This is a genomic window from Duganella sp. CF517, from assembly GCF_900110275.1.
Classification (GTDB): domain Bacteria; phylum Pseudomonadota; class Gammaproteobacteria; order Burkholderiales; family Burkholderiaceae_D; genus Rugamonas.
The window spans coordinates 960,725-979,200 of the sequence record NZ_FODC01000003.1; the positions used below are offsets into that span (position 1 = coordinate 960,725).

At 65.9% G+C, this 18,476-nt stretch carries 12 protein-coding genes; 5 read left to right on the forward strand and 7 right to left on the reverse strand.

Annotated elements, in window-relative coordinates:
* Positions 1–3: 3 nt before the first annotated feature.
* The 3 genes from BMX85_RS15715 to BMX85_RS15725 form a co-directional block, all read right to left on the reverse strand.
* Entirely contained in the window at positions 4–2,130 is a 2,127-nt protein-coding gene (locus tag BMX85_RS15715; RefSeq protein WP_229210490.1) for a gluconolaconase, read from the reverse strand.
* Between the two features lie 94 nt (positions 2,131–2,224).
* Complete coding sequence (locus tag BMX85_RS15720) at positions 2,225–2,968, reverse strand: SDR family NAD(P)-dependent oxidoreductase (RefSeq protein WP_090319764.1); 744 nt, start codon at positions 2,966–2,968, stop codon at positions 2,225–2,227.
* On the reverse strand, positions 2,965–4,056 hold the full coding sequence (locus tag BMX85_RS15725; protein WP_229210491.1) for a patatin-like phospholipase domain-containing protein: 1,092 nt from the start codon (positions 4,054–4,056) through the stop codon (positions 2,965–2,967). The genes BMX85_RS15720 and BMX85_RS15725 overlap by 4 nt, the downstream gene beginning before the upstream one ends.
* 88 nt (positions 4,057–4,144) lie before the next feature.
* Here BMX85_RS15725 and BMX85_RS15730 point away from each other — a divergent pair, with 88 nt between their 5' ends.
* Both BMX85_RS15730 and BMX85_RS15735 read left to right on the forward strand, forming a co-directional pair.
* Complete coding sequence (locus tag BMX85_RS15730) at positions 4,145–5,407, forward strand: phosphatase PAP2 family protein (RefSeq protein ID WP_177196771.1); 1,263 nt, start codon at positions 4,145–4,147, stop codon at positions 5,405–5,407.
* Positions 5,404–6,021 carry a CDP-alcohol phosphatidyltransferase family protein gene (locus BMX85_RS15735; protein WP_090319769.1) on the forward strand — a complete coding sequence of 206 codons (618 nt, stop codon included), beginning with the start codon at positions 5,404–5,406 and terminating at the stop codon, positions 6,019–6,021. The genes BMX85_RS15730 and BMX85_RS15735 overlap by 4 nt, the downstream gene beginning before the upstream one ends.
* Here BMX85_RS15735 and BMX85_RS15740 read toward each other — a convergent pair.
* From BMX85_RS15740 to BMX85_RS15750, 3 genes are all read right to left on the reverse strand, one after another.
* Positions 5,972–7,765: a bifunctional alpha/beta hydrolase/class I SAM-dependent methyltransferase gene (locus BMX85_RS15740; RefSeq protein ID WP_090319772.1), complete on the reverse strand. Its 1,794-nt coding sequence runs from the start codon at positions 7,763–7,765 to the stop codon at positions 5,972–5,974. The two genes, BMX85_RS15735 and BMX85_RS15740, sit on opposite strands and share 50 nt — an antisense overlap.
* On the reverse strand, positions 7,762–8,661 hold the full coding sequence (locus BMX85_RS15745; protein WP_090319775.1) for a phosphatidate cytidylyltransferase: 900 nt from the start codon (positions 8,659–8,661) through the stop codon (positions 7,762–7,764). The genes BMX85_RS15740 and BMX85_RS15745 overlap by 4 nt, the downstream gene beginning before the upstream one ends.
* Positions 8,662–8,870: 209 nt before the next feature.
* Complete coding sequence (locus BMX85_RS15750; RefSeq protein WP_090319778.1) at positions 8,871–11,126, reverse strand: carboxy terminal-processing peptidase; 2,256 nt, start codon at positions 11,124–11,126, stop codon at positions 8,871–8,873.
* Positions 11,127–11,611: 485 nt separating this feature from the next.
* On the opposite strand from BMX85_RS15750, the gene BMX85_RS15755 reads away from it, so the two are divergent.
* Positions 11,612–13,639, forward strand: coding sequence for a methyl-accepting chemotaxis protein (locus BMX85_RS15755; RefSeq protein ID WP_177196772.1), 2,028 nt, complete (start codon positions 11,612–11,614; stop codon positions 13,637–13,639).
* Between the two features lie 148 nt (positions 13,640–13,787).
* Here BMX85_RS15755 and fabF read toward each other — a convergent pair whose 3' ends face one another.
* Positions 13,788–15,056: a beta-ketoacyl-ACP synthase II gene (gene fabF / locus BMX85_RS15760; RefSeq protein WP_090319784.1), complete on the reverse strand. Its 1,269-nt coding sequence runs from the start codon at positions 15,054–15,056 to the stop codon at positions 13,788–13,790.
* 176 nt (positions 15,057–15,232) lie between these two features.
* Here fabF and BMX85_RS15765 point away from each other — a divergent pair, with 176 nt between their 5' ends.
* A complete protein-coding gene (locus BMX85_RS15765; protein ID WP_229210492.1) occupies positions 15,233–16,267 on the forward strand; it encodes an AraC family transcriptional regulator in 1,035 nt (344 codons plus the stop codon).
* A gap of 198 nt (positions 16,268–16,465) precedes the next feature.
* The gene (locus BMX85_RS15770; RefSeq protein WP_177196773.1) at positions 16,466–18,469 is read left to right on the forward strand and encodes a TonB-dependent receptor; all 2,004 of its coding nucleotides are present in this window, start codon (positions 16,466–16,468) and stop codon (positions 18,467–18,469) included.
* Positions 18,470–18,476 lie beyond the last annotated feature (7 nt).

Sequence of the window (18,476 nt, forward strand, 5' to 3'; positions counted from 1 at the left end):
CCGCTACTCGACCGTGATCCCGAGGTCGCGCCCTTTGACCGCCGCGTTGCCGGCGTAGTCCTCGGCCGTGATGCGCAGCGTGTACTTGCCCGGCTCGAGCGCGCCGACCTTCCACGCCCCCGGCGTCAGCTTGCCGTGCATGAGCGAATTGTTGATCGCGTAAGCGAACCGTGTCTCCGCATTGCCGTGCACCGTGATGCCGCTGCCCGCCATATACGCCAGCTTGACGGCCTCCCGGTTGCGCGGAATCCGGTCGTACAACTGCGTGATCACCGGCTGCTCCATGCCGGGCATGACCTCCCCTTGCGCATCCAGCAATTGATACCCCAGCTTGAACAGCCCCAACCGCCGGCGCGCCTGCACCCCGTTCATCTGATCGAACGCATCGACGACGATCTGCACCTCGCCCAGGCTGCGCCGCACCAGCAAGCGCCCGCCAGCCATCTCCTTGAGCTGCTTGCCGCCCGCGTCGCTCAGCGTGACGCTCTGGATCTTCGGCGCGATGGTATCCTCCAGATCGATAAACGGCAAACTGAGCGGATTGAGCGCGTCGCCGTTCGGCATGTAGTCGAGATGCACATGCGCCATGCGGTTGACGGTGCCCAGCGTCTCGCCGACGACGAAGCGCGTGCCCCGCTTGACCCGCACCGCGTCCGGCGCCCCCTGGTCGTCCTTCACCACCTGGAAGCGTGCATCGATCACCTTGTCGCGCCCGTCGCGCCCCACACGCATGTGGATGTACTGCATGCCATTGAAGGCGATCCCCTCGGACAGCTCGCCATAGCCCCACGTCGCGCGCGGGTCGGCGACCTTGCCGGCCGTGACCGCCAATACCGGGGCGCCGATGGGCGCCCGCACATCCAGTCCGGAGTGGAAATGGTGGCGGCTCTCGCCATTGAAATCGCCGCGCACCTCGCCCATCAAGCCGACCACCTCGTGCCGTTTGTCCTGCGGCTTGACCGGCCACAACATGGTCGCGCCGTGCGCCGGCGCGGCAGGCGTGGACTCGTCCGGCGGCGCCGGCCGGCCGGCCACCGCCGCGCCCACGTGGTGCAGGCGATAGGTGGCGCCGTCGGTGACGAACAAGGAACCGTCCCTGGCCAGCGCGATGCCGCGCGGCGCATACAGGCGCACGCCGCCATCGGGGCCGTAGCCCGGCTCGGCCACATGGTCGACATCGATCAGCGCCAGCGCCTCGCCGGCCGGCGTGATCTGCGCCAGGCGGCCGTGCGAATTACTGCCGACGTACAGATAGCCGTCGGCGGTCAGCGCCACCGCCACGGGCGAGCGCAGCAGCGAGGCGCGCTCGCCGTCCACGGCCTCGGCGACGGTGGTGACGACGCCGAGCTTGTCCAGCTTGCGGATCGCGTGGTTGCCGGTGTCGGCGATATACAAGTCACCGTTGGCGGCCACGGCCAGCCCGGTGGGCAAGTCGAACAAGGCCTGCGCCGCCGGACCGTCGGCCTTGCCGGCGCGGCCGCCGCCGGCGATGGTGGTGACGTCGCCTTGCGGTGTGATGCGGCGGATACGGTCGTTATAGGTGTCGCTCACGTACACGACGCCACCGTCGTCGACCGCCACGCCGATCGGACCGTTGAAGCGCGCCGCCGCGCCGCGTCCATCCTTGTCGCCCGCCAGGCCGTCGCCGGCCAGCGTCGACACCTTGCCGTCAGGTGTGATCTTGCGGATCGCGTTGTTGCCGGTGTCGGCCACGTACAGGTTGCCGGCGCCGTCGATCGCCAGGCCGGACGGCGTGTTGAACGAGGCCGCCTGGCCGAGCCCCTCCGCGTAGCCCTCGGCCGCGCCGGCGAATGTCGTGCTGACGCCGTCCACACCGATCCTGCGGATGCTGTTGTTGTCGCCGCCATCGGCCACATACAAATTGCCGGCCGCGTCGAGCACCACGCCGAACGGATCGGCGAAGCGGGTGCGGCGTGCGCTGCCGTTGCTCATGCCCGGCAAGCCGTCGCCGGCGATGGTGGTCACGCGCGCGCGCCACTGGCGCTGCGTGCCCTTGACGGCGGCGGCGGCGACCGCGGCCTGCTCCGCCGACGGCCGCGCCAGCTTATAAGCGACGCCACCACCGATGGCCGCGCCACCGAGCGCCAGCGCGGCCACTATGAATTTCAATCGAGTTGGAGACACGTTATGCAGCCTGAAGTTGATCTGAAGTTGATTTGACGGATGCCATACTATTGCATTCGTACATTTTTTGACAAGCCGCTCACTTGCTGCGCAGCCGCTTGAGCGCCAGCGGCAGCAGGTTGAACAGCCGCACCAGCGCATGCATCTGCCACGGGAAAACGCAGCGTTCGTCGCGCCGCGCGATGGCGGCGGCGATGCGTTGAACGGCTTCGTCCTCCGACATCAGGAACGGCTTGCCGCTGGCGTCGCCGCCGTTCAACTCGCGCAGCCGGGCGGTGTCGACGTAGCCCGGCACGACGACCGTCACCGCGATGGCGAACGGCGCCAGCGCCTTGCGCCAGGCGTCGCCGATGGCGATCGCGGCGCGCTTGCTGGCGCTGTAGACGGAGCCGCCCGGATAGTCCCGCTGCAAGCCGGCGATCGAGGCGACCGCGACCAGGTGGCCGTGGCCGCGCGCCAGCATCGCCTCGGCGCCCGCGCTAAAGGCGTGATCGAGCCCGCCGACATTGACCCGCAACACTGGCAACGTGGCGGCCGGATCGCGCGCGATGGCCGCCGCGTCGGTGTACTGGCCGGCGGTGACGATCAACAGGTCGAGGCCGCCGGCCGCGAACTCGGCCACCACCGCTGCCACGCGGTCGCGGTCGGCGATGTCGCAGGCATGCGCGGTGACGCGGCCATCGCGCAACAGCGGCAGGCCGGCCACCTTGTCCGGATGGCGCCCGCAGACGGCCACGCGCGCGCCGCGCCCGGCATAGTGCCGCGCCAGCCCCAGGCCGATGCCGCTGGTGCCGCCGATGATCATTACGTGTTGAACGGTCATCGCGCCGCCTCGTTCAGCCGGCTGCCGTTGCGCATCGGCGCACGGCGTCCCTGCGCCGCCAGCGCGTACGCCTCCCGCGCGCGCTGGTAGCCGTAGTCCCACAACGCGCTGGCGTCGGCCACGTAACGGTCGTAGCTGACCGGGGCGACCAGCCTGACCCGGTTGGCGCGCCAGTCCACGCGCTTGCGCACGCCGCGTCCTTGCATGACGCGCCGCACGTCGGACGTGTCGACCCACACATCGACCGGCTGCGCGTGCACGTGGCGCAGCCGCCGGTTGCCGTCGACACCGAAGACGTTTCGCAGGGCGGGAGCGGCCAGCGACTCGTCGTAGGCTTCCTTCATCTCCATGGTGACGTGGCGCGCCAGACCGCGCGCCAGCTCGACCGGGAACAGGTCGATCACGCCGCCGGTATAGTCGGCGCCGCGCGCCCTCTGGCAGCGGAAGTACACCATGTCGGCGATGGAGATGCGGGCGGCGTCGGCCACCGGCATGGCGGTATCGACCAGCAAATCCGGCGCGACGGCGTCGGTCCAGCCGTCCGCGCCCATCGCCGAGGGCAAGCCATCGGCGAGCGCGGCGGCGCGTCCGTCGCCAAACAGCACGACGTTGTAGATCGCCCGCCCGTCCCGGGCCGTTCCCGCCTCGTGCGGGCCGAACAACAGCTTGCCGCCGATGATGGCCAGCGCCGGACCGTTTGCGTTTGCGTTTGCGTTCGCGTTTGCGTTCGCGTTTGCGCCGCCCGCCGGCGGCAGCGGCAAGGCCGGCAGATCGAACAGGTAGTCATTGAACAGGTCCGGCAGCCGCCCGGCGCGACCGGCCTTGAGGCGCCGCCGCGCCACATCGAGCAGCGCGCGGGCCGGCGTGGCCCGGTCGCTGGAGCGCATCTCGCCAAGGAATTCATACATCGGCCGCGACAGCAGCCACGCCTTGCGCGCGGCCGTGTCGGGCAAGCCGGCGATGATGGCGCCGGCGACCGCGCCGCCACAGGTGGCGAGCAGCAAGTCCGGCTCCCGGCCGGCATCGATGGCCGCCGCGTGCATGCCCAGGTAGTAGCCGAAGCGGAAACCGCCGCCGGCCAGCACCATGCAGCGTTCGTATTTTGGGTATAGCTCAGCTCGCGTCATGCGTGACATAATGCACAATTACATAGTTATTAACAAGGACGCTTTTGCAATGTATCGCCCGTCAGCCCCCGGCACGTGCGCGCGCGGTCCGCTGGCCGCCGCCGGCGCGGCCGACCGCGGCGGCGTGGCGGCCGGCGGGCGCTGGCTGTCGCTGGCGTTGAACGCGGCGCTGTTCGGCGCCTGCTATCCGGCCACCAATTACCTCGGCCAGCTCGAACAGCAACAGGGCGGCCTCGGCGGCGTGGCGATGGCGTGGGAAGCGTCCCTGCCGTTCATGCCGTGGATGGTGGTGCCGTACATGACCTCGGGCCTGCTGTTCGCGCTCAGCTTCCTGCTGGTGCGGGGACGCGGCGAACTATCGGCCTTGAGCCGGCGCGTGGCCTTCGCCACCCTCGTCGCCTGCCTGCTCTTCGCCGCCTTTCCGCTGCGCTTCGAGCTGGTCCGCCCGCCCGTCGACGCCGCCCTGCCCGCGTGGCTGTTCGCCCAACTGTCGCTCGTGGACCGGCCGTACAACCAGCTGCCGTCGCTGCACGTGGCCTACTGCGTCATATTCTGGCCGGCACTGCGCACCGTCGCGCGCGCGCCCTGTCAGCGCGCGGCGCTGGCCGGCTGGCTGCTGCTGGTGGCCGTCAGCACCGTGTTCACCTATCAACACCATGTGCTCGACGTGGCCGGCGGCGCGCTGCTCGGCGTGCTGGCGATCCGCTTGCTGCCGACGCCTCGCGCCGGCGCCGAATCGCGCAAACCCGTCGGCTTGGTCTACGCCATGCTGGCCGCGCTGTCGCTGCTGGCCTGGCTCGCGCTCGGCGGCCCGTGGTGGCTGTATCTGTGCGCCAGCCTGCTGCTGGTGGCGCGCGCCTATCACACCCGCTCGGCCGGCTTCCTGCGCAAGCGCCACGGCAGCTACCCGCTATGGATCTGGCTGCTGTACGTGCCCTATCTGGCCGGCTACCTGCTGACCTGGCAGCTGGTGCGGCTGCGCGAACGCCACCGCCCGCCGTTCGCCGACCATGGCGGCGGGCTGTGGGTGGGGCGCCGCCTGAGCAACGCGGAGGCGGCGCGCTTGCCGGCGGACTGCGTCGTCATCGACCTTGCCAACGAGCTGAGCGAAACCCCGGCGCTGCGCCGGCACATCTACCACCACTTCCCGCTGCTGGACCTGGAAACGCCGACGCTGCAATCGGCGCGGCACATCGTCGAGGCCATCGCCATCCACGCCGGCCAGGGCCGCCCCATCTATATGCACTGCGCCATGGGCTACCGGCGCAGCCGCGAAATCGCCCAACTTTATCAGGAGCACAGCCAGCAATGAGTTTTTCGATCTACCAGTTGAAGCCACAATTCCAGCGCCTGCTGCAACCGCTGATGCGCGCGCTGGTGCGCTGGCGCGTCTCGCCCAACCAGATCACGTTGGCGACGATGCTGTTGTCGCTCGCCTACGGCGCGGCGCTGGCCTGGCAGCCGCATCGCGCCGGGCTGTGGCTGGGCCTGCCCGCCTTCCTGCTGCTGCGCATGGCGCTCAACGCCATCGACGGCATGCTGGCCAACGCCACCGGGCAAAAGACCCGCCTCGGCACCTTGCTCAACGAACTATGCGACCAGGTGTCCGATGTCGCGCTGTACCTGCCGTTCATGCTGGCGGCCGGCGTGGCGCCGGCGCTGGTGCTGCTGGCCGTGATCGGCGGCTTGCTGGCCGAGTTCGCAGGCGTCGTCGCGCTCGCGGTCGGCGCCACGCGCCGCTTCGACGGCCCGATGGGCAAGAGCGACCGCGCCTTCTGGTTCGGCCTGCTCGGGCTGTTGATCGGACTCGACAGCGCCGCGCCGCTGCTGCACGCGGTGCCGTCGCTGGTGGCGGTGCTGTCGGTGTGGACGGTGGTCAACCGGCTGAAACAGGCGCTGCGGGCTTGCGCGCCAGCGACACCGTAAAGATCCCCTCCAGCCCGATGCTGGTGGCCAGCTTGTCGCAACCGGCCGACGCCACCAGCCCGTCCATCTCCGCCTGCGGGCGCGGCCGCATCTGCCACGGCGTGCCGCGATGGCTGGTCAACGTCAGCGCGATCATGTCCAGCTGCGGATGCCAGGGCTGGCCGGTGTAGATCAGATAGCCGCCGTCGCGCAGCACGCTGAACACGCCTTGCAACGAGGCCGACACCGGCGCGTTGTCGCTGAACAGTTCATACAAGCCGGAAACCACCACGATATCGTATTGCCCCTCGGCGACCCGATAGCTGTCGGGGCTGAAGGCGTCGCGCAGCTGGTACTCGACCTTGGCGTTCATTTGCAAGTGCTGCGCCAGCGCGCGCGCCTGGTCCAGGTTGTGCTGGGTGAAGTCGCGCAGCGTGACCTCGATGTTCTTGTCCTGGAAGCGCTTCACGCTCTCCAGCACATAGCGGCCCGAGCCGGCGGCGACGTCGAGGATGCGCAATGGCGCCTCGCCCCGATGGGCGGCGATGCGATCCTCGAGCATGCGCTGCAACTGGCGCTTGCGCTGACGGATGCCGCGCCAGCCGACCGCATCCAGGTAACCGCGATCCATGATCTTGCCGAAAATAAAGCGGCCGCCCTCCTGGTTGCGGTACACGTAGTCGAGCGAGGCGCCGGAATCGAATCCGTGGCGCAGACCGATTTTCATGCCGTCGCTAACCGGCCCCATCATCCCCAGCATGACGCGTTGCAGGCCGAACCAGGCCTTGGTCAGCGCGCCGCAACTTTGGCCGGCCTTGAGGGCGGCGTAGCGGCGCGCGCTGTCGCTGTCGCGGTCGGCGGTCAGATAGAACGACGCCGGCGTCGGCGCGCGCGCGAAACAGGCGTCGACGAAGCGGCGGCTTTCTTCCAGCGCCACCGTGGTGTCCTGCTCGTAAAACAGCGCGTGGAAGGCGTCCGGCAAGCGCACGTAGCGTTTCAGCGGCGAGCTCAGACGCTCGTAGAAGCGTTGCTGCGGGCCCTCCTTGACGACGAAGTCCTTGCCGGCCGCCAGCATCAGGATCGGCGCATCGATGGCGGCGGCGTCGGCGACGATGCGTTTGGCCGTGTCCGCCAATCCGAGCAGCACGTTGGCCGAGATGGCCTTGGCGATCAGCGGATCGGCGCCATAGGCGGCCGCCTCCTGCGCCGAATGGGTCAGCATACCGGGCCGGATATAGCTGGTGACGAACAGTTCCGGCTTGAAGCGGCGCGCAAAGCGCAAGGCCGGCTTGGCCAGCGGCACGTACAGTTTGATCTCGAACGCGGCGGCAGCCATGATGACGCCGCGCACGCGGGGCGCGTAGTCGTGCAACCAGGTCGCCGCGATCACCGCGCCGACGCTGTTGGCGACCACCAGGATGTTCTCGACGGCGATACCGTGGGTGGCGGCGATGTGGCGGATAAAGGCGTCGAAATCGCCGACCAGCGTCTCGAAGCCGGGCGCGTCGCCGCGCTCGCCGGGTGAATAGCCGTGGCCGCGCGCGTCCCAGGCGAACGCCCAGTCCTGCGTGAAACCGAACTGTTCCACCAGCGGCTGGATGCGGCCGGAGTGCTCGTGGCCGCGATGCAGGAAGACCAGCGCCCGCTTCGGGCCGTCCTGGCGCGGGGATGCCGGGTGCCAGGTCCGGTAGAACAGCCGCGTGCCGTCATCGCACGCGAAGCCGGATTCGCTTGTATTCCATGCCAATGAGCGTTCAGCTTTCATGGGGTGCTTTCGTAAAGGTGGGTGATCAGGAAATACAGCAGGGGCGCGGTGACCACCAGGCTGTCGACGCGGTCGAGGATGCCGCCGTGTCCCGGGATGAGCTGCGAAAAATCCTTGACGCCGTAGGCGCGCTTGGCGGCCGAGAACATCATGTCCCCGCAAAATCCGCCGACCGACAGCAGCACGGCGTACAGCGCCAGATCGCGCGCGCCGGCCAGATGCAGATGGCGTCCCAGCAGCAGCGACAGCGCCAGCGTGACGGCGACGCCGCCCGCCAGTCCCTGCCACGTCTTGTTCGGGCTGATGCCGGGGGCGATGCGGTGGCGCCCGAACACGGTCCCGCTGATGAATTGGGCGACGTCGTTGAGCGCGGTCAGCGCGTACAGGTAGAACAGCCACGCCAGCCGCTGGTGCGCGTCGAGCGGCAAGCTGTCGTAGCGGATCAGGAAGCCGCAGCTGTAGCACAGCGTCAGCCACAGCAGCCAGGCCAGCATCGCCGGCGCGCGCTGGCGCGCATACAGCAGCAACTGCAGCGCCAGCACCGCCGGCATGATCAGGTCGAACGCGGGCGGCAGCAGATAGGTCGAAATGACCACGGCGGCCAGCGCGATGGCCGCCAGCGACGCGAAACGCGGCCCGCCGAACGGCGTGAGCTCGCGCAAGGCCAGCACGCCGATGGCCAGCACCAGCAGCACCGTGCCGGCCGGATGCAGCAGCAGGCTGGCGGTCAGCACCGGAAAGATGAACCACCAGGAATTGACTTGCAGCCGCAACTGACTGTGCGGCCTGGCGCGCAAGGTCCAGCCGACACTGAGCGACGCCATGCCAAGCAGCAGATAAAGCATCGCCAGCGAAGTCACGATCTCCGTGCCGAGCGAAGCCACAATAAATTGCATAAAAACCTCAATTAATGAGTTTGCAATTATATGCCTAAAAAAAAGCCCGCTACGAGAGCGGGCTAAATCTATTTCCTTGGAGGAGAATAGAGGAGACAGAAGAATGATGCCTTAGGGTCCGATATATATCCAATTTATCTTCATAATGGTGGATATTCACCAAAGGCATAACGTGTGTCTTTGCAGCAATATAGGGCTGTGGTCCCCGGTTACTTGGCGTTGGCCGCGTACGGCAGCACGCGCGACGCCATGCGGGTATCGGTCTTCAGCAAGGCCACCTCGTCGGCCATGATGTGCACCGCCTCGTTCAACAGCACGTCCTTGGCCGCCTTGGCGGCTTTTTCCGCTTCCAGCTCGGCCGCCAGCGAACGCTCGGCGCCTTGCAGGCCGTCGTCGCTACGCAGCGCGCCCCGCACGCCGGCCACTTTCGGTACCGGCGCGGTCTTGCCGCTGGCCGGCTTGGCCGAAATCGCCTTGTTCAGCGCGTCCTTCGGATCCGGCACCAGGATCGGATCGTCGGCGCCCGGGGTGTTGGCCAGCAGGCGGGCCTCGCGCAGCTTGGCGCGCGCCTCCTGCTGCTCGCGCTCCTTGCGGCGCACGGTTTCGTTCAGCGAGATCGAGTTTTCCTTGCGCTGCTTCTTGACCAGGGCGATGTCCTCGGCCAGATACTGGAAGTCCTTGTCCTTGGCGACGCGGGCGTCATGCTTTTTGTCCAGCATCGGCACGATTTCCTTGAGCTCGCCGGCCGGAATGTAGATCGCCGGCTTGATCGAGGTCCACGGCAAGGCGTTGTCGTAGCTCGACTCGCCGAACGAATCGGCGTCCGACATCGTCGGCAGCTTGATATCGGGCGTGACGCCGCGCAGCTGCGTGGTTCCGCCGTTGATGCGGAAGAACTGCGCCACGGTGAACTTCAACTCGCCGTACTTGACCTTTTCGCTCTGCGAGAAACGGTCCAGGCCGAACAGGGTTTGCACCGTGCCCTTGCCGAAGCTCGGCTCGCCGATGATGATGCCGCGGCCGTAATCCTGGATCGCCGCCGCGAAGATTTCCGACGCCGACGCCGAGCCGCGATTGATCAGCACGCCCATCGGGCCGTCCCACGCCATGCCGGCGTTGGTGTCGCTTTCCACTTCGACCTTGTTGTCGGCGCTGCGCTGCTGCACCACCGGTCCCTTGTCGATGAACAGGCCGGTCAGCTCGACCGCCTCGTTGAGCGAGCCGCCGCCGTTGTTGCGCAGGTCGATCAGCACGTTGTCGACCTTGTCCTTCTTCAGCTCGGCCAGCAGGCGGGCCACGTCGCGCGTGGCGCTCTTGAAGTCCTTCTCGTTCTTGCGGCGGGCCTCGAAGTCCTGGTAGAACGTCGGCAGCGCGATCACGCCGACGCGGCGCTTGACGTTGCCGTCCTTGACCTCGTAGATGGTCTTCTTGGCCGACTGCTCTTCCATGCTGATCTTCTGGCGCACCAGCGAGACGAAGGAATGCTTGCCGTCGGGGCCGGCGTCGGCCGGGATGATCTCCAGCTTGACGGTCGAATCCTTGGGGCCGCGGATCAGCGCGACGACGTCGTCCAGGCGCCAGCCCATGACCTCGGTCAGCGCGGTCTTCTCGTCCTTGGCGACGGCGACGATCTTGTCGCCGACCTTGATCTTGCCCGACAGGCCGGCCGGGCTGCCCGGCACCACCTCGCGCACGACGGTGTAGTCGTCGCGGCTTTGCAGCACGCAGCCGATGCCCTCGAGCGACAGGCGCATGGCGATATCGAAGTTTTCGGCCGCGCGCGGGCCGAGGTAGTTGGTGTGCGGCTCGATCGACATCGCGTAGGCGTTCATGAAGATCTGGAACACGTCCTCGTTGGTCGGCTTGCGCGACGGGATCAGGTAGTTCTCGTAGCGCTTGTCGAGCGTCTCGCGGATGCTCTTGTCATCCTTGCCGGCCAGCTTCAGGCGCAGCCACTCGTTCTTGACGCGCTTGCGCCACAGGTCCTTGACCTCGGCGTCGCTCTTGGTCCACTCGGCCTTTTCGCGGTCGTACTGGTAACTCTCGTCGGAGTTGAATTCGAACTTGCTGGTCTTGACCAGCTCGCGCGCATAGGCGATGCGCTCGGTCAGGCGCTGCTGGTACAGGTTGAAGATGGCGAACGGCACGCTCAGGTTCTCGCCGTTGATGGCGTCGTCAAGACGGGTGCGCACGATGGCGTACTGGTCGACGTCGGCCTGCGTGAAGAACAGCTTTTCGGAGTCCAGCGACTTGAAGTAGCGGTCGAAGATCTTTTCGGACATCGCGTCGTCGAGCGGCACGGCCTTGTAATGTAACTTGCCCAGCACCCGGGACGCCCACACGGCCGCCTGGGTTTGACCCGCCTGGGGCTTGAGTGGGGTATCTGCCGTTTTTTCCGGCGCGGCTGCGCCGGCCTGGACTGACAGGGCCGACATCATGGCCACCAACAGCATTTGCTTCTTCATCGGCTTTACTCCGGAACGTAATAACTCATTTATCGGTGACGCAATTCGGTAATTCGGCGGTTCGTCATGCGGAGGTAACAAACCGCACGATTTTATTCTACAGGATAGCAGCCGCGCCACGGCAGCGTACGACCCGAGTTTCGCTGTACAAGCTTAAGAGTAACTGAAAATCGATTTCTGTCCAGCAATTGGACTGGCGTTGCCCACGAAAATCCCGCCCCGCGCCGTGAAAATTTTATTTAAGTTACTGTTTTCAAAAAGAAAATCGCCACGGATTTCGCAAATATATATTGCCATGCAGCAAAATTATGCTATCATCCTGTCTAGTACAGTAATTTCACGGCCTGCCAGGCAATGATTCGGCAGTGCCCGCACGCCTCCACTGGTGAGGCGCTTGTAGTTCGTAGCCGCCTCACCCAGTCGCTCCCCGGAGCGCGCTCGTCTACGAGCATCCCAATAGCAAGACTTTTTCTCTGAAGAGATCCATGAGCACATTTACTATGAATACCCGTAACTGGGGCGTTGGCACCAAAATCACCGTTTTCACGTTCGCGCTGATCAGCGTGATCCTCGCAATTCTGCTGACGCTGATTAACATGAGCACGTCGTCCATGCTCAAGGAGCGCGCCAAGTCCAACGTCGCCAACTCCCTCAACGGCATCAGCAACACGGTCGAGGTGTTCAACAACGCCATGACCAACGAAGCGTCCAGCTTCGCCCGCCTGTTCGCCGCCGGTTTCGGCGCCGGCAAGTTCACGCTCGATCCGGCCACCAAGGTCGAGATCGCCGGGAAGCCGACCCCGACCCTGCTGCACGACGGCAAGCCGCTCAACCTTGACTTCACCATCCCCGACAAATTCACCAGCGACACCGGCGTGATCGTCACCATCTTCGCCGCCGATGGCGACGAGTTCGTGCGCGTGAGCACCTCGCTGAAGAAGGAAAACGGCGACCGCGCCGTCGGCACCCAGCTCGACCACGCCCACCTGAGCTACGCCCCGCTGCGCGCCGGCAACAGCTACATCGGCCTGGCCACCTTGTTCGGCAAGCAATACATCACCCAGTACGACCCGATCAAGAACGATGCCGGCAAAGTCATCGGCGTGCTGTTCATCGGCCTCGACATCTCCAAGAACATGAATATGCTCAAGGAAAAAATCAAGGCCATCACCATCGGCGAGACCGGCTACATCTATGTGCTCAACGCGGCGCCGGGCAAGGACCAGGGCAAGATGCTGATCCACCGCTCGCGCGAAGGCGAAAACCTGTTCGAGCGCAAGAGCGCCGACGGCCGCCTGTTCATCCAGGAAATGCTGACCGCCAAGCAAGGCAGCATGACGTACGACTGGCCGGACGCCGACGGCAAGGAACCGCGCGAAAAAATGGTCGAATTCAAGACCTTCAAGGATTGGAACTGGCTCATCGTCGGCGGCACCTACACCGAGGAAATCACCCGTGAAGCGGCCACCCTGCGCAACACTTACGCCGCGCTCGGCCTGACCGCGCTGCTCGTCTTCGCCGGCGTGCTGTTCCTGCTGGTGCGCTCGGTGGTCTCGCGTCCGCTGGCGCGCGCCGAGGAAGCGGCCACCCGCATCGCCCAGGGCGACCTGGACGTGCATCTGGAAATCGACAACAAGGATGAAATCGGCCTGGTGCTGCGCGCCCTCAACGGCATCAGCAGCAACCTGTCGAACGTCGTTGGCCAGGTGCGCGCCGGCGCCGAGCAGATCACCAGCGCCTCGGGCGAGATCGCCAGCGGCAACTTGGACCTGTCGTCGCGCACCGAGGAACAGGCGTCGAGCCTGGAAGAAACCGCAGCGTCGATGGAGCAGCTCAGCAGCGCCGTCAAGCAAAACGCCGACAACGCCGCCCAGGCCAACCAGATGGCGCTGGCCGCCTCGGGCATCGCCGCAAAGGGTGGCGAAGTGGTCGCGCAAGTGGTCGACACGATGGGCTCGATCAATCAATCGTCGCGCAAGATCGTCGACATCATCTCGGTCATCGACGGCATCGCTTTCCAGACCAACATCCTGGCGCTGAACGCGGCCGTGGAAGCGGCGCGCGCCGGCGAACAAGGCCGCGGCTTCGCCGTCGTCGCCTCCGAGGTGCGCAACCTGGCGCAGCGCTCGGCCACCGCCGCCAAGGAAATCAAGGCGCTGATCGACGACTCCGTCAGCAAGGTCGACATCGGCAGCCGCCAGGTCGAACAGGCCGGCACGACGATGCAGGAAGTGGTCGACAGCGTGCGCCGCGTGACCGACATCATGTCCGAGATCAGCAGCGCCAGCGAAGAGCAGCGCAGCGGCATCGGCCAGGTGCACGAAGCGATCGCCCAGATGGACCAGGTCACGCAGCAGAACGCCGCGCTGGTCGAGGAAGCGGCCGCCGCCGCGCATGCGCTGCAGGACCAGGCGCACGAGCTGGAGCAGGTGGTGCGCATCTTCAAGCTGGGCAGCCACAAGGCCGCGCCCGCATTGGGCAACGACAAGCGCGAATATCTGGCGCTGAAATAAGGCCGGTAAAGCAGCCTGCGCGAAAAGCCGCCAGCGTGAAAGCGCTGGCGGCTTTTTTATTGAAAACCCCCGGGGTCAAGTCTGGCAATCGGACACGCGCTCAGCCGTCAAACCCGCAACCACCGCCCGGTGCCGCATCCGGCGGCGATCAGAGCCGCCGGAACACCAGACTGGCGTTGACCCCGCCAAAACCGAAGCCGTTGGACATGGCATAGTCGGTTGTTAACTTGCGCGCCGAGCCGGTGACAATGTCGAGGCCCTGCGCCGCCGGATCTGGCCGCGCCAGATTCAGCGTCGGCGGCGCCATCTGGTCGCGCAGGGCCAGCACGGTGAAGATCGCCTCCACGCCCCCGGCGGCCCCGAGCAAATGTCCGGTCGAGGACTTGGTGGCCGACAGCGCCGGGCCGCAGCCCGTCCCGAAGATCGCCTTGATGGCGGCCAGCTCGCTGGCGTCGCCGACCGGCGTGGACGTCGCGTGGGCGTTCAAATGCCCGATCCGTTCTGGCGCGATGTCGGCCTGCCGGATCGCCAGTTCCATCGCGCGCCGTCCGCCGCCGCCGTCTTCGGGCGGCGACGTCATGTGATAGGCGTCGGCTGTGGTGCCATACCCGAGCAGCTCGGCAATCGGCGTGGCGCCACGGCGCAATGCATGCTCCAGTTCCTCGATCACCAGCATGCCGGCGCCCTCCCCCATGACAAAGCCGTCGCGGCCGGCGTCGAAGGGGCGCGATGCCTGCATGGGAAGATCGTTGAAGCCGGTGGACATGGTTCTGGCGGCGGCGAACGCGCCGAGGCTGACGCGATCGATGCAGGCCTCGGCGCCGCCGCACAAGGCGATGTCGGCTTCGCCGGCACGGATCAGGCGCGCGGCGTCGCCGATCGCCTGTGCGCTGGCGGCGCATGCGGTCACCGGCGCGCCGAGCGGGCCGCGAAAGCCGTGGCGGATGGAAATGTGTCCGGCCGCCATATTGGCCAGGAAACCTGGAACGGTGAACGGGGAAAGCCGCTTCGGCCCGCGTCCGTCCGTGGTCCTCACCGCCTCCACGATCGCGCCGAAGCCGCCCACGCCCGAGCCCACGATGGTCGCCGTTCTTTCGCGCTCGCTGTCGGACCCGGGCCGCCAGCCGGCCTGGCCCAGGGCCTCGTCGGCCGCAGCCAGGGCGAACAGGCTGAACCGATCCATTTTCTTGTGATCCTTGGGCTCCACGCAGCGCGCCGGATCGAATCCCCACGGGTGGTCCGGCGACAGGGCCGGCACGACGCCGGCGACCTTGGATGCAATCCCTTCCGTGACATCTTCCGGCAGGGCGATCAATCCCGACCGGCCGTCCAGCAGGCGGCGCCACACGGTCTCGACTCCGCAACCCAGCGGCGACACCAGGCCCATCCCGGTCACCACAATTCGTCTTGTATTCACATCAAGCTCCTCTTTTGACCGACGAAACAACACCCATTGCGATTGGCAAAATACGCCATGCAACGTCACGCGGTCGAGTTAGACATCCTGGTAATCAAGCCGTAGTATAGGGAGGCGACGGCAAAAAGGCTGGCGCATCACGCCATTAAATATGCAATACGCGCCATAATGCAGGAATGATGACACCATCCTGGCAAAGCACCACCACTGTTTCCGCGCACTTCCTGCACGGGATGCTGCACTTCGTCCGCACCCGGCACGGCGACGCTCGGGTAGCGCAGGTGCTCGCAAGCGCCGCCATCCCCGAGTCCCTGCTCCAGCAACCGGATGCGCGACTGACGCGCCAGCAATACGTCGCGCTCTACCGGACCGTCGCGGCGACGCTAGACGACGAGATGCTGGGACTGTGGTCGCGGCCGATCCGAACCGGCACCCTGAAATACCTCATGCTCAGCCTGCTGGACGCGCCAACCGTGCTGGTCGCGTTGAATCGCTTCGTGCGCTTCTGGAATTTGTTGCTGGACGATTACCGGCTGCATATCTCGACCAAAAACAATCTTGTCCGGCTGGCCTTGGTGGAGCGAATACCCGGCACGCAGGCCAAGCCGCTCGGGCACGAGTTGATGATGAAGCTGATCCACGGGATCGCGTCCTGGCTGCTCGGCAGGGAGATCGGACTGCACTGCGTGGCGTTCAGCTTCGCCAAGCCCAGGCATGTGGCGGACTACGCCGTGCTGTATCCCGGCGAAGTGCGCTTCAATGCCGAAGCAACGAGTATCCATTTCGCCTATCAGGACTGCGCGGAAACATACAAACGCGAAAAGCACGAGCTTTGGGCGTTCCTCAAACGCGCGCCCGAAGACTGGACCTTCAGCGCGCTCCACCGCGCCTCCATCGCGGCCCGGGCACGCGGGCATCTCGAACAGAATCTGGCACAGCCGGAGACGATCCAGCATCTCGCGCAGGCATTGCACACCTCGGTTCGCACGCTCAACCGCCGATTTGCCGAGGAAGGAACGCATTTCCAGGCGGTGAAAGACGGGCTGCGACGCGACATCGCGGTTCACCGCCTCACCAATTCGAACACAAGCGTGGCGACGCTGGCATTCGAACTCGGCTTCGCCGATGCCACGGGTTTCTGCCGCGCGTTCAAGCATTGGACCGGCAGCAGCCCCTCCGACTATCGAAAGGACACGCGCCAAGGCGAATGATGATGGGCGACCAGCGCACAAAATAACGGCTTGACCGTATGCGACATATGTCGCATTATTGCCATGTTAGTCGCACAACCAGAGATCATGCCCATTCAATCGATTACCCGGCCAAGCCGGCCGGCCGCGCCATGGCTCCGCATCTTCAGCATGCTCGTTGCGCTGCCGCTAGCAGCGCACGCCCAGGAAACACAACTATTGCCACCTGCGCCGACGGTGACGGTCACGGCAAAAAAACAATCCGTCGTCAAAAAAATCGACAAGACCGTCTACGACACGGCCAACATGCCGAGGGCGGCAAACGGCACCACGCAGGATGTCTTGCAGTCGACACCCGAGGTATCGGTGTCGGCCGACGGACAAATCGCCGTCAAGGGCAACGCCCAGGTCACGGTACTGATCGACGGCAAGCCGACGGCGATGATGTCCGGATCGGCCGATGAGCGGGCGACGGCGCTGCAAACCATGAGCGGCGCCGACATCGCCAGCGTGGAAGTCATCACCAATCCCTCCGCCGCTTACAACGCCAATGGCGGCGCCATCCTGAATATCGTGTTGAAGCGCGACCGCAAGCCCGGCGCCCGCGCACAGGTCCAGGGCAGCGCGGCGGACCACGGCCTTTGGAACGTCGGCGCGTCGGGCGATGTCACCACCAGGAACATCAGCGTGCACGGCAACCTGGCGTTGCGCCATGACGGCACGGACAAAATCCGCGAATCGACGGTGGACTGGAATAACTTTGGCGGCGAGACACGGCGGACCCGCCAGACCTCGGAAGTATTCGTCCGCCGCACCGTTCAAAGCGCGGCCGTCGGCGTCGACTACACGCTCAGCGATACCGATAGCCTGAGCCTGTCAACCAAATATAACGAGCGCCATTCGCGCCCCGTGTTCGACGTGCTCAACGAGAACCGCACGGGCGCCGCCGAGACCGTCTATCACCGGATCTCCACCGGCCCCAACGAGCAATCCGACGGCATCGCCAGCCTGAGCTACAACCACCAAGGTGGCGGCACGGCGCTCAAAGCGATGTTCCAGCACAGCGATACAAAAGGCTTGATCGACAAATCCTACCGCGACGTCTTCATCGTGCCGGCAAGCGCCACCGACCACAGTCGCGGCGCCACCAGGCTGGCGCGCCGCCTGAACCAGGCCACGGTCGACTGGAGCCGCCCGTCGGCCTACGGCAAACTGGGCATGGGGCTGGATATCCACGACAAGGTCGACAACATCGACAACTATCAGGCGTCCGTCGATGCCGCGGCAGGCGCCGAGACGGCCGATCCCGCCACCACCAACGGCTACGCCGTGACGACAACCGTGAGCGCCGCCTATCTGACCGACCAGATCACGCACGGCAAATGGGAAGCGCTGGTGGGCGGACGCGCCGAGCGCATGGCGTTGCGCGTGAACCCGGCGGAAAGCGGCATGCGGACGCGACATTGGCAGGCGTTCAACCCCAGCCTGCACCTGCGCTATGCCGTGAGCGACAAGGCCGACCTGACGCTCAGCTACCGCCGCAGCCTGCAAATGCCCGATCCGCGCGATCTCAACCCGTTCACCACCTATGTCGACGCCCAAAACCTCAGCCGTGGCAACCCCGGCCTGACGCCGCAACAGCTGACTTCCTGGGAAATCGGCACCGATGCGAGCGTCGCGCAATTCACCGCCGGCCTGAACGCCTTCTATCGCACCAGCAGCAACACGGTGACCGATGCCCGCGGTTTCGCCGACAATGTGATCGTCACCTCGAAGCAAAATGGCGGGCAGGCCAGCTCGGCCGGCATCAGCGGCGCCGCCACCTGGACGCCGGACGCCAAGCTGCAGTTGGGCATGGACGGCGGCGTCTATCGGGTGATGCTGCGAACCCCGGACCTTTCCGGTCTCGTGCGCCAAAGCGATATTGCGGGCTATCTGAACCTGCGGGCGGCGTACGGCGTCGGACCGGACCAATTGTCCCTCGATGCGCATCGTCAGTCGTCCGGCATTTCGCCGCTGGGCCGGTTCGGCGCCACCAGCAGCGTCAACCTGAGCTGGAAGCACGCGCTGAGCAAGACGCTCAGCCTGACCGTCAACGCCAACGACATTTTCGATGGCAGCCGGCGCACCTGCGCGACCGACACCAGCACTTTCCGCCAGACCGGCTTCGACCATTTCATCGCGCGGCGACTTTACGTGGGCCTGGTGAAAAAGATCGAGTGAACCGGCG

Coding starts and splice junctions, on each gene's coding strand:
- BMX85_RS15740 (WP_090319772.1), bottom strand. CDS start 7,765: ATGAAAGCTGAACGCTCATTGGCATGGAATACAAGCGAATCCGGCTTC.
- BMX85_RS15765 (WP_229210492.1), top strand. CDS start 15,233: ATGATGACACCATCCTGGCAAAGCACCACCACTGTTTCCGCGCACTTC.
- BMX85_RS15730 (WP_177196771.1), top strand. CDS start 4,145: ATGTATCGCCCGTCAGCCCCCGGCACGTGCGCGCGCGGTCCGCTGGCC.
- BMX85_RS15735 (WP_090319769.1), top strand. CDS start 5,404: ATGAGTTTTTCGATCTACCAGTTGAAGCCACAATTCCAGCGCCTGCTG.
- BMX85_RS15745 (WP_090319775.1), bottom strand. CDS start 8,661: ATGCAATTTATTGTGGCTTCGCTCGGCACGGAGATCGTGACTTCGCTG.
- BMX85_RS15750 (WP_090319778.1), bottom strand. CDS start 11,126: ATGAAGAAGCAAATGCTGTTGGTGGCCATGATGTCGGCCCTGTCAGTC.
- BMX85_RS15720 (WP_090319764.1), bottom strand. CDS start 2,968: ATGACCGTTCAACACGTAATGATCATCGGCGGCACCAGCGGCATCGGC.
- BMX85_RS15725 (WP_229210491.1), bottom strand. CDS start 4,056: ATGGTGCTGGCCGGCGGCGGTTTCCGCTTCGGCTACTACCTGGGCATG.
- BMX85_RS15755 (WP_177196772.1), top strand. CDS start 11,612: ATGAGCACATTTACTATGAATACCCGTAACTGGGGCGTTGGCACCAAA.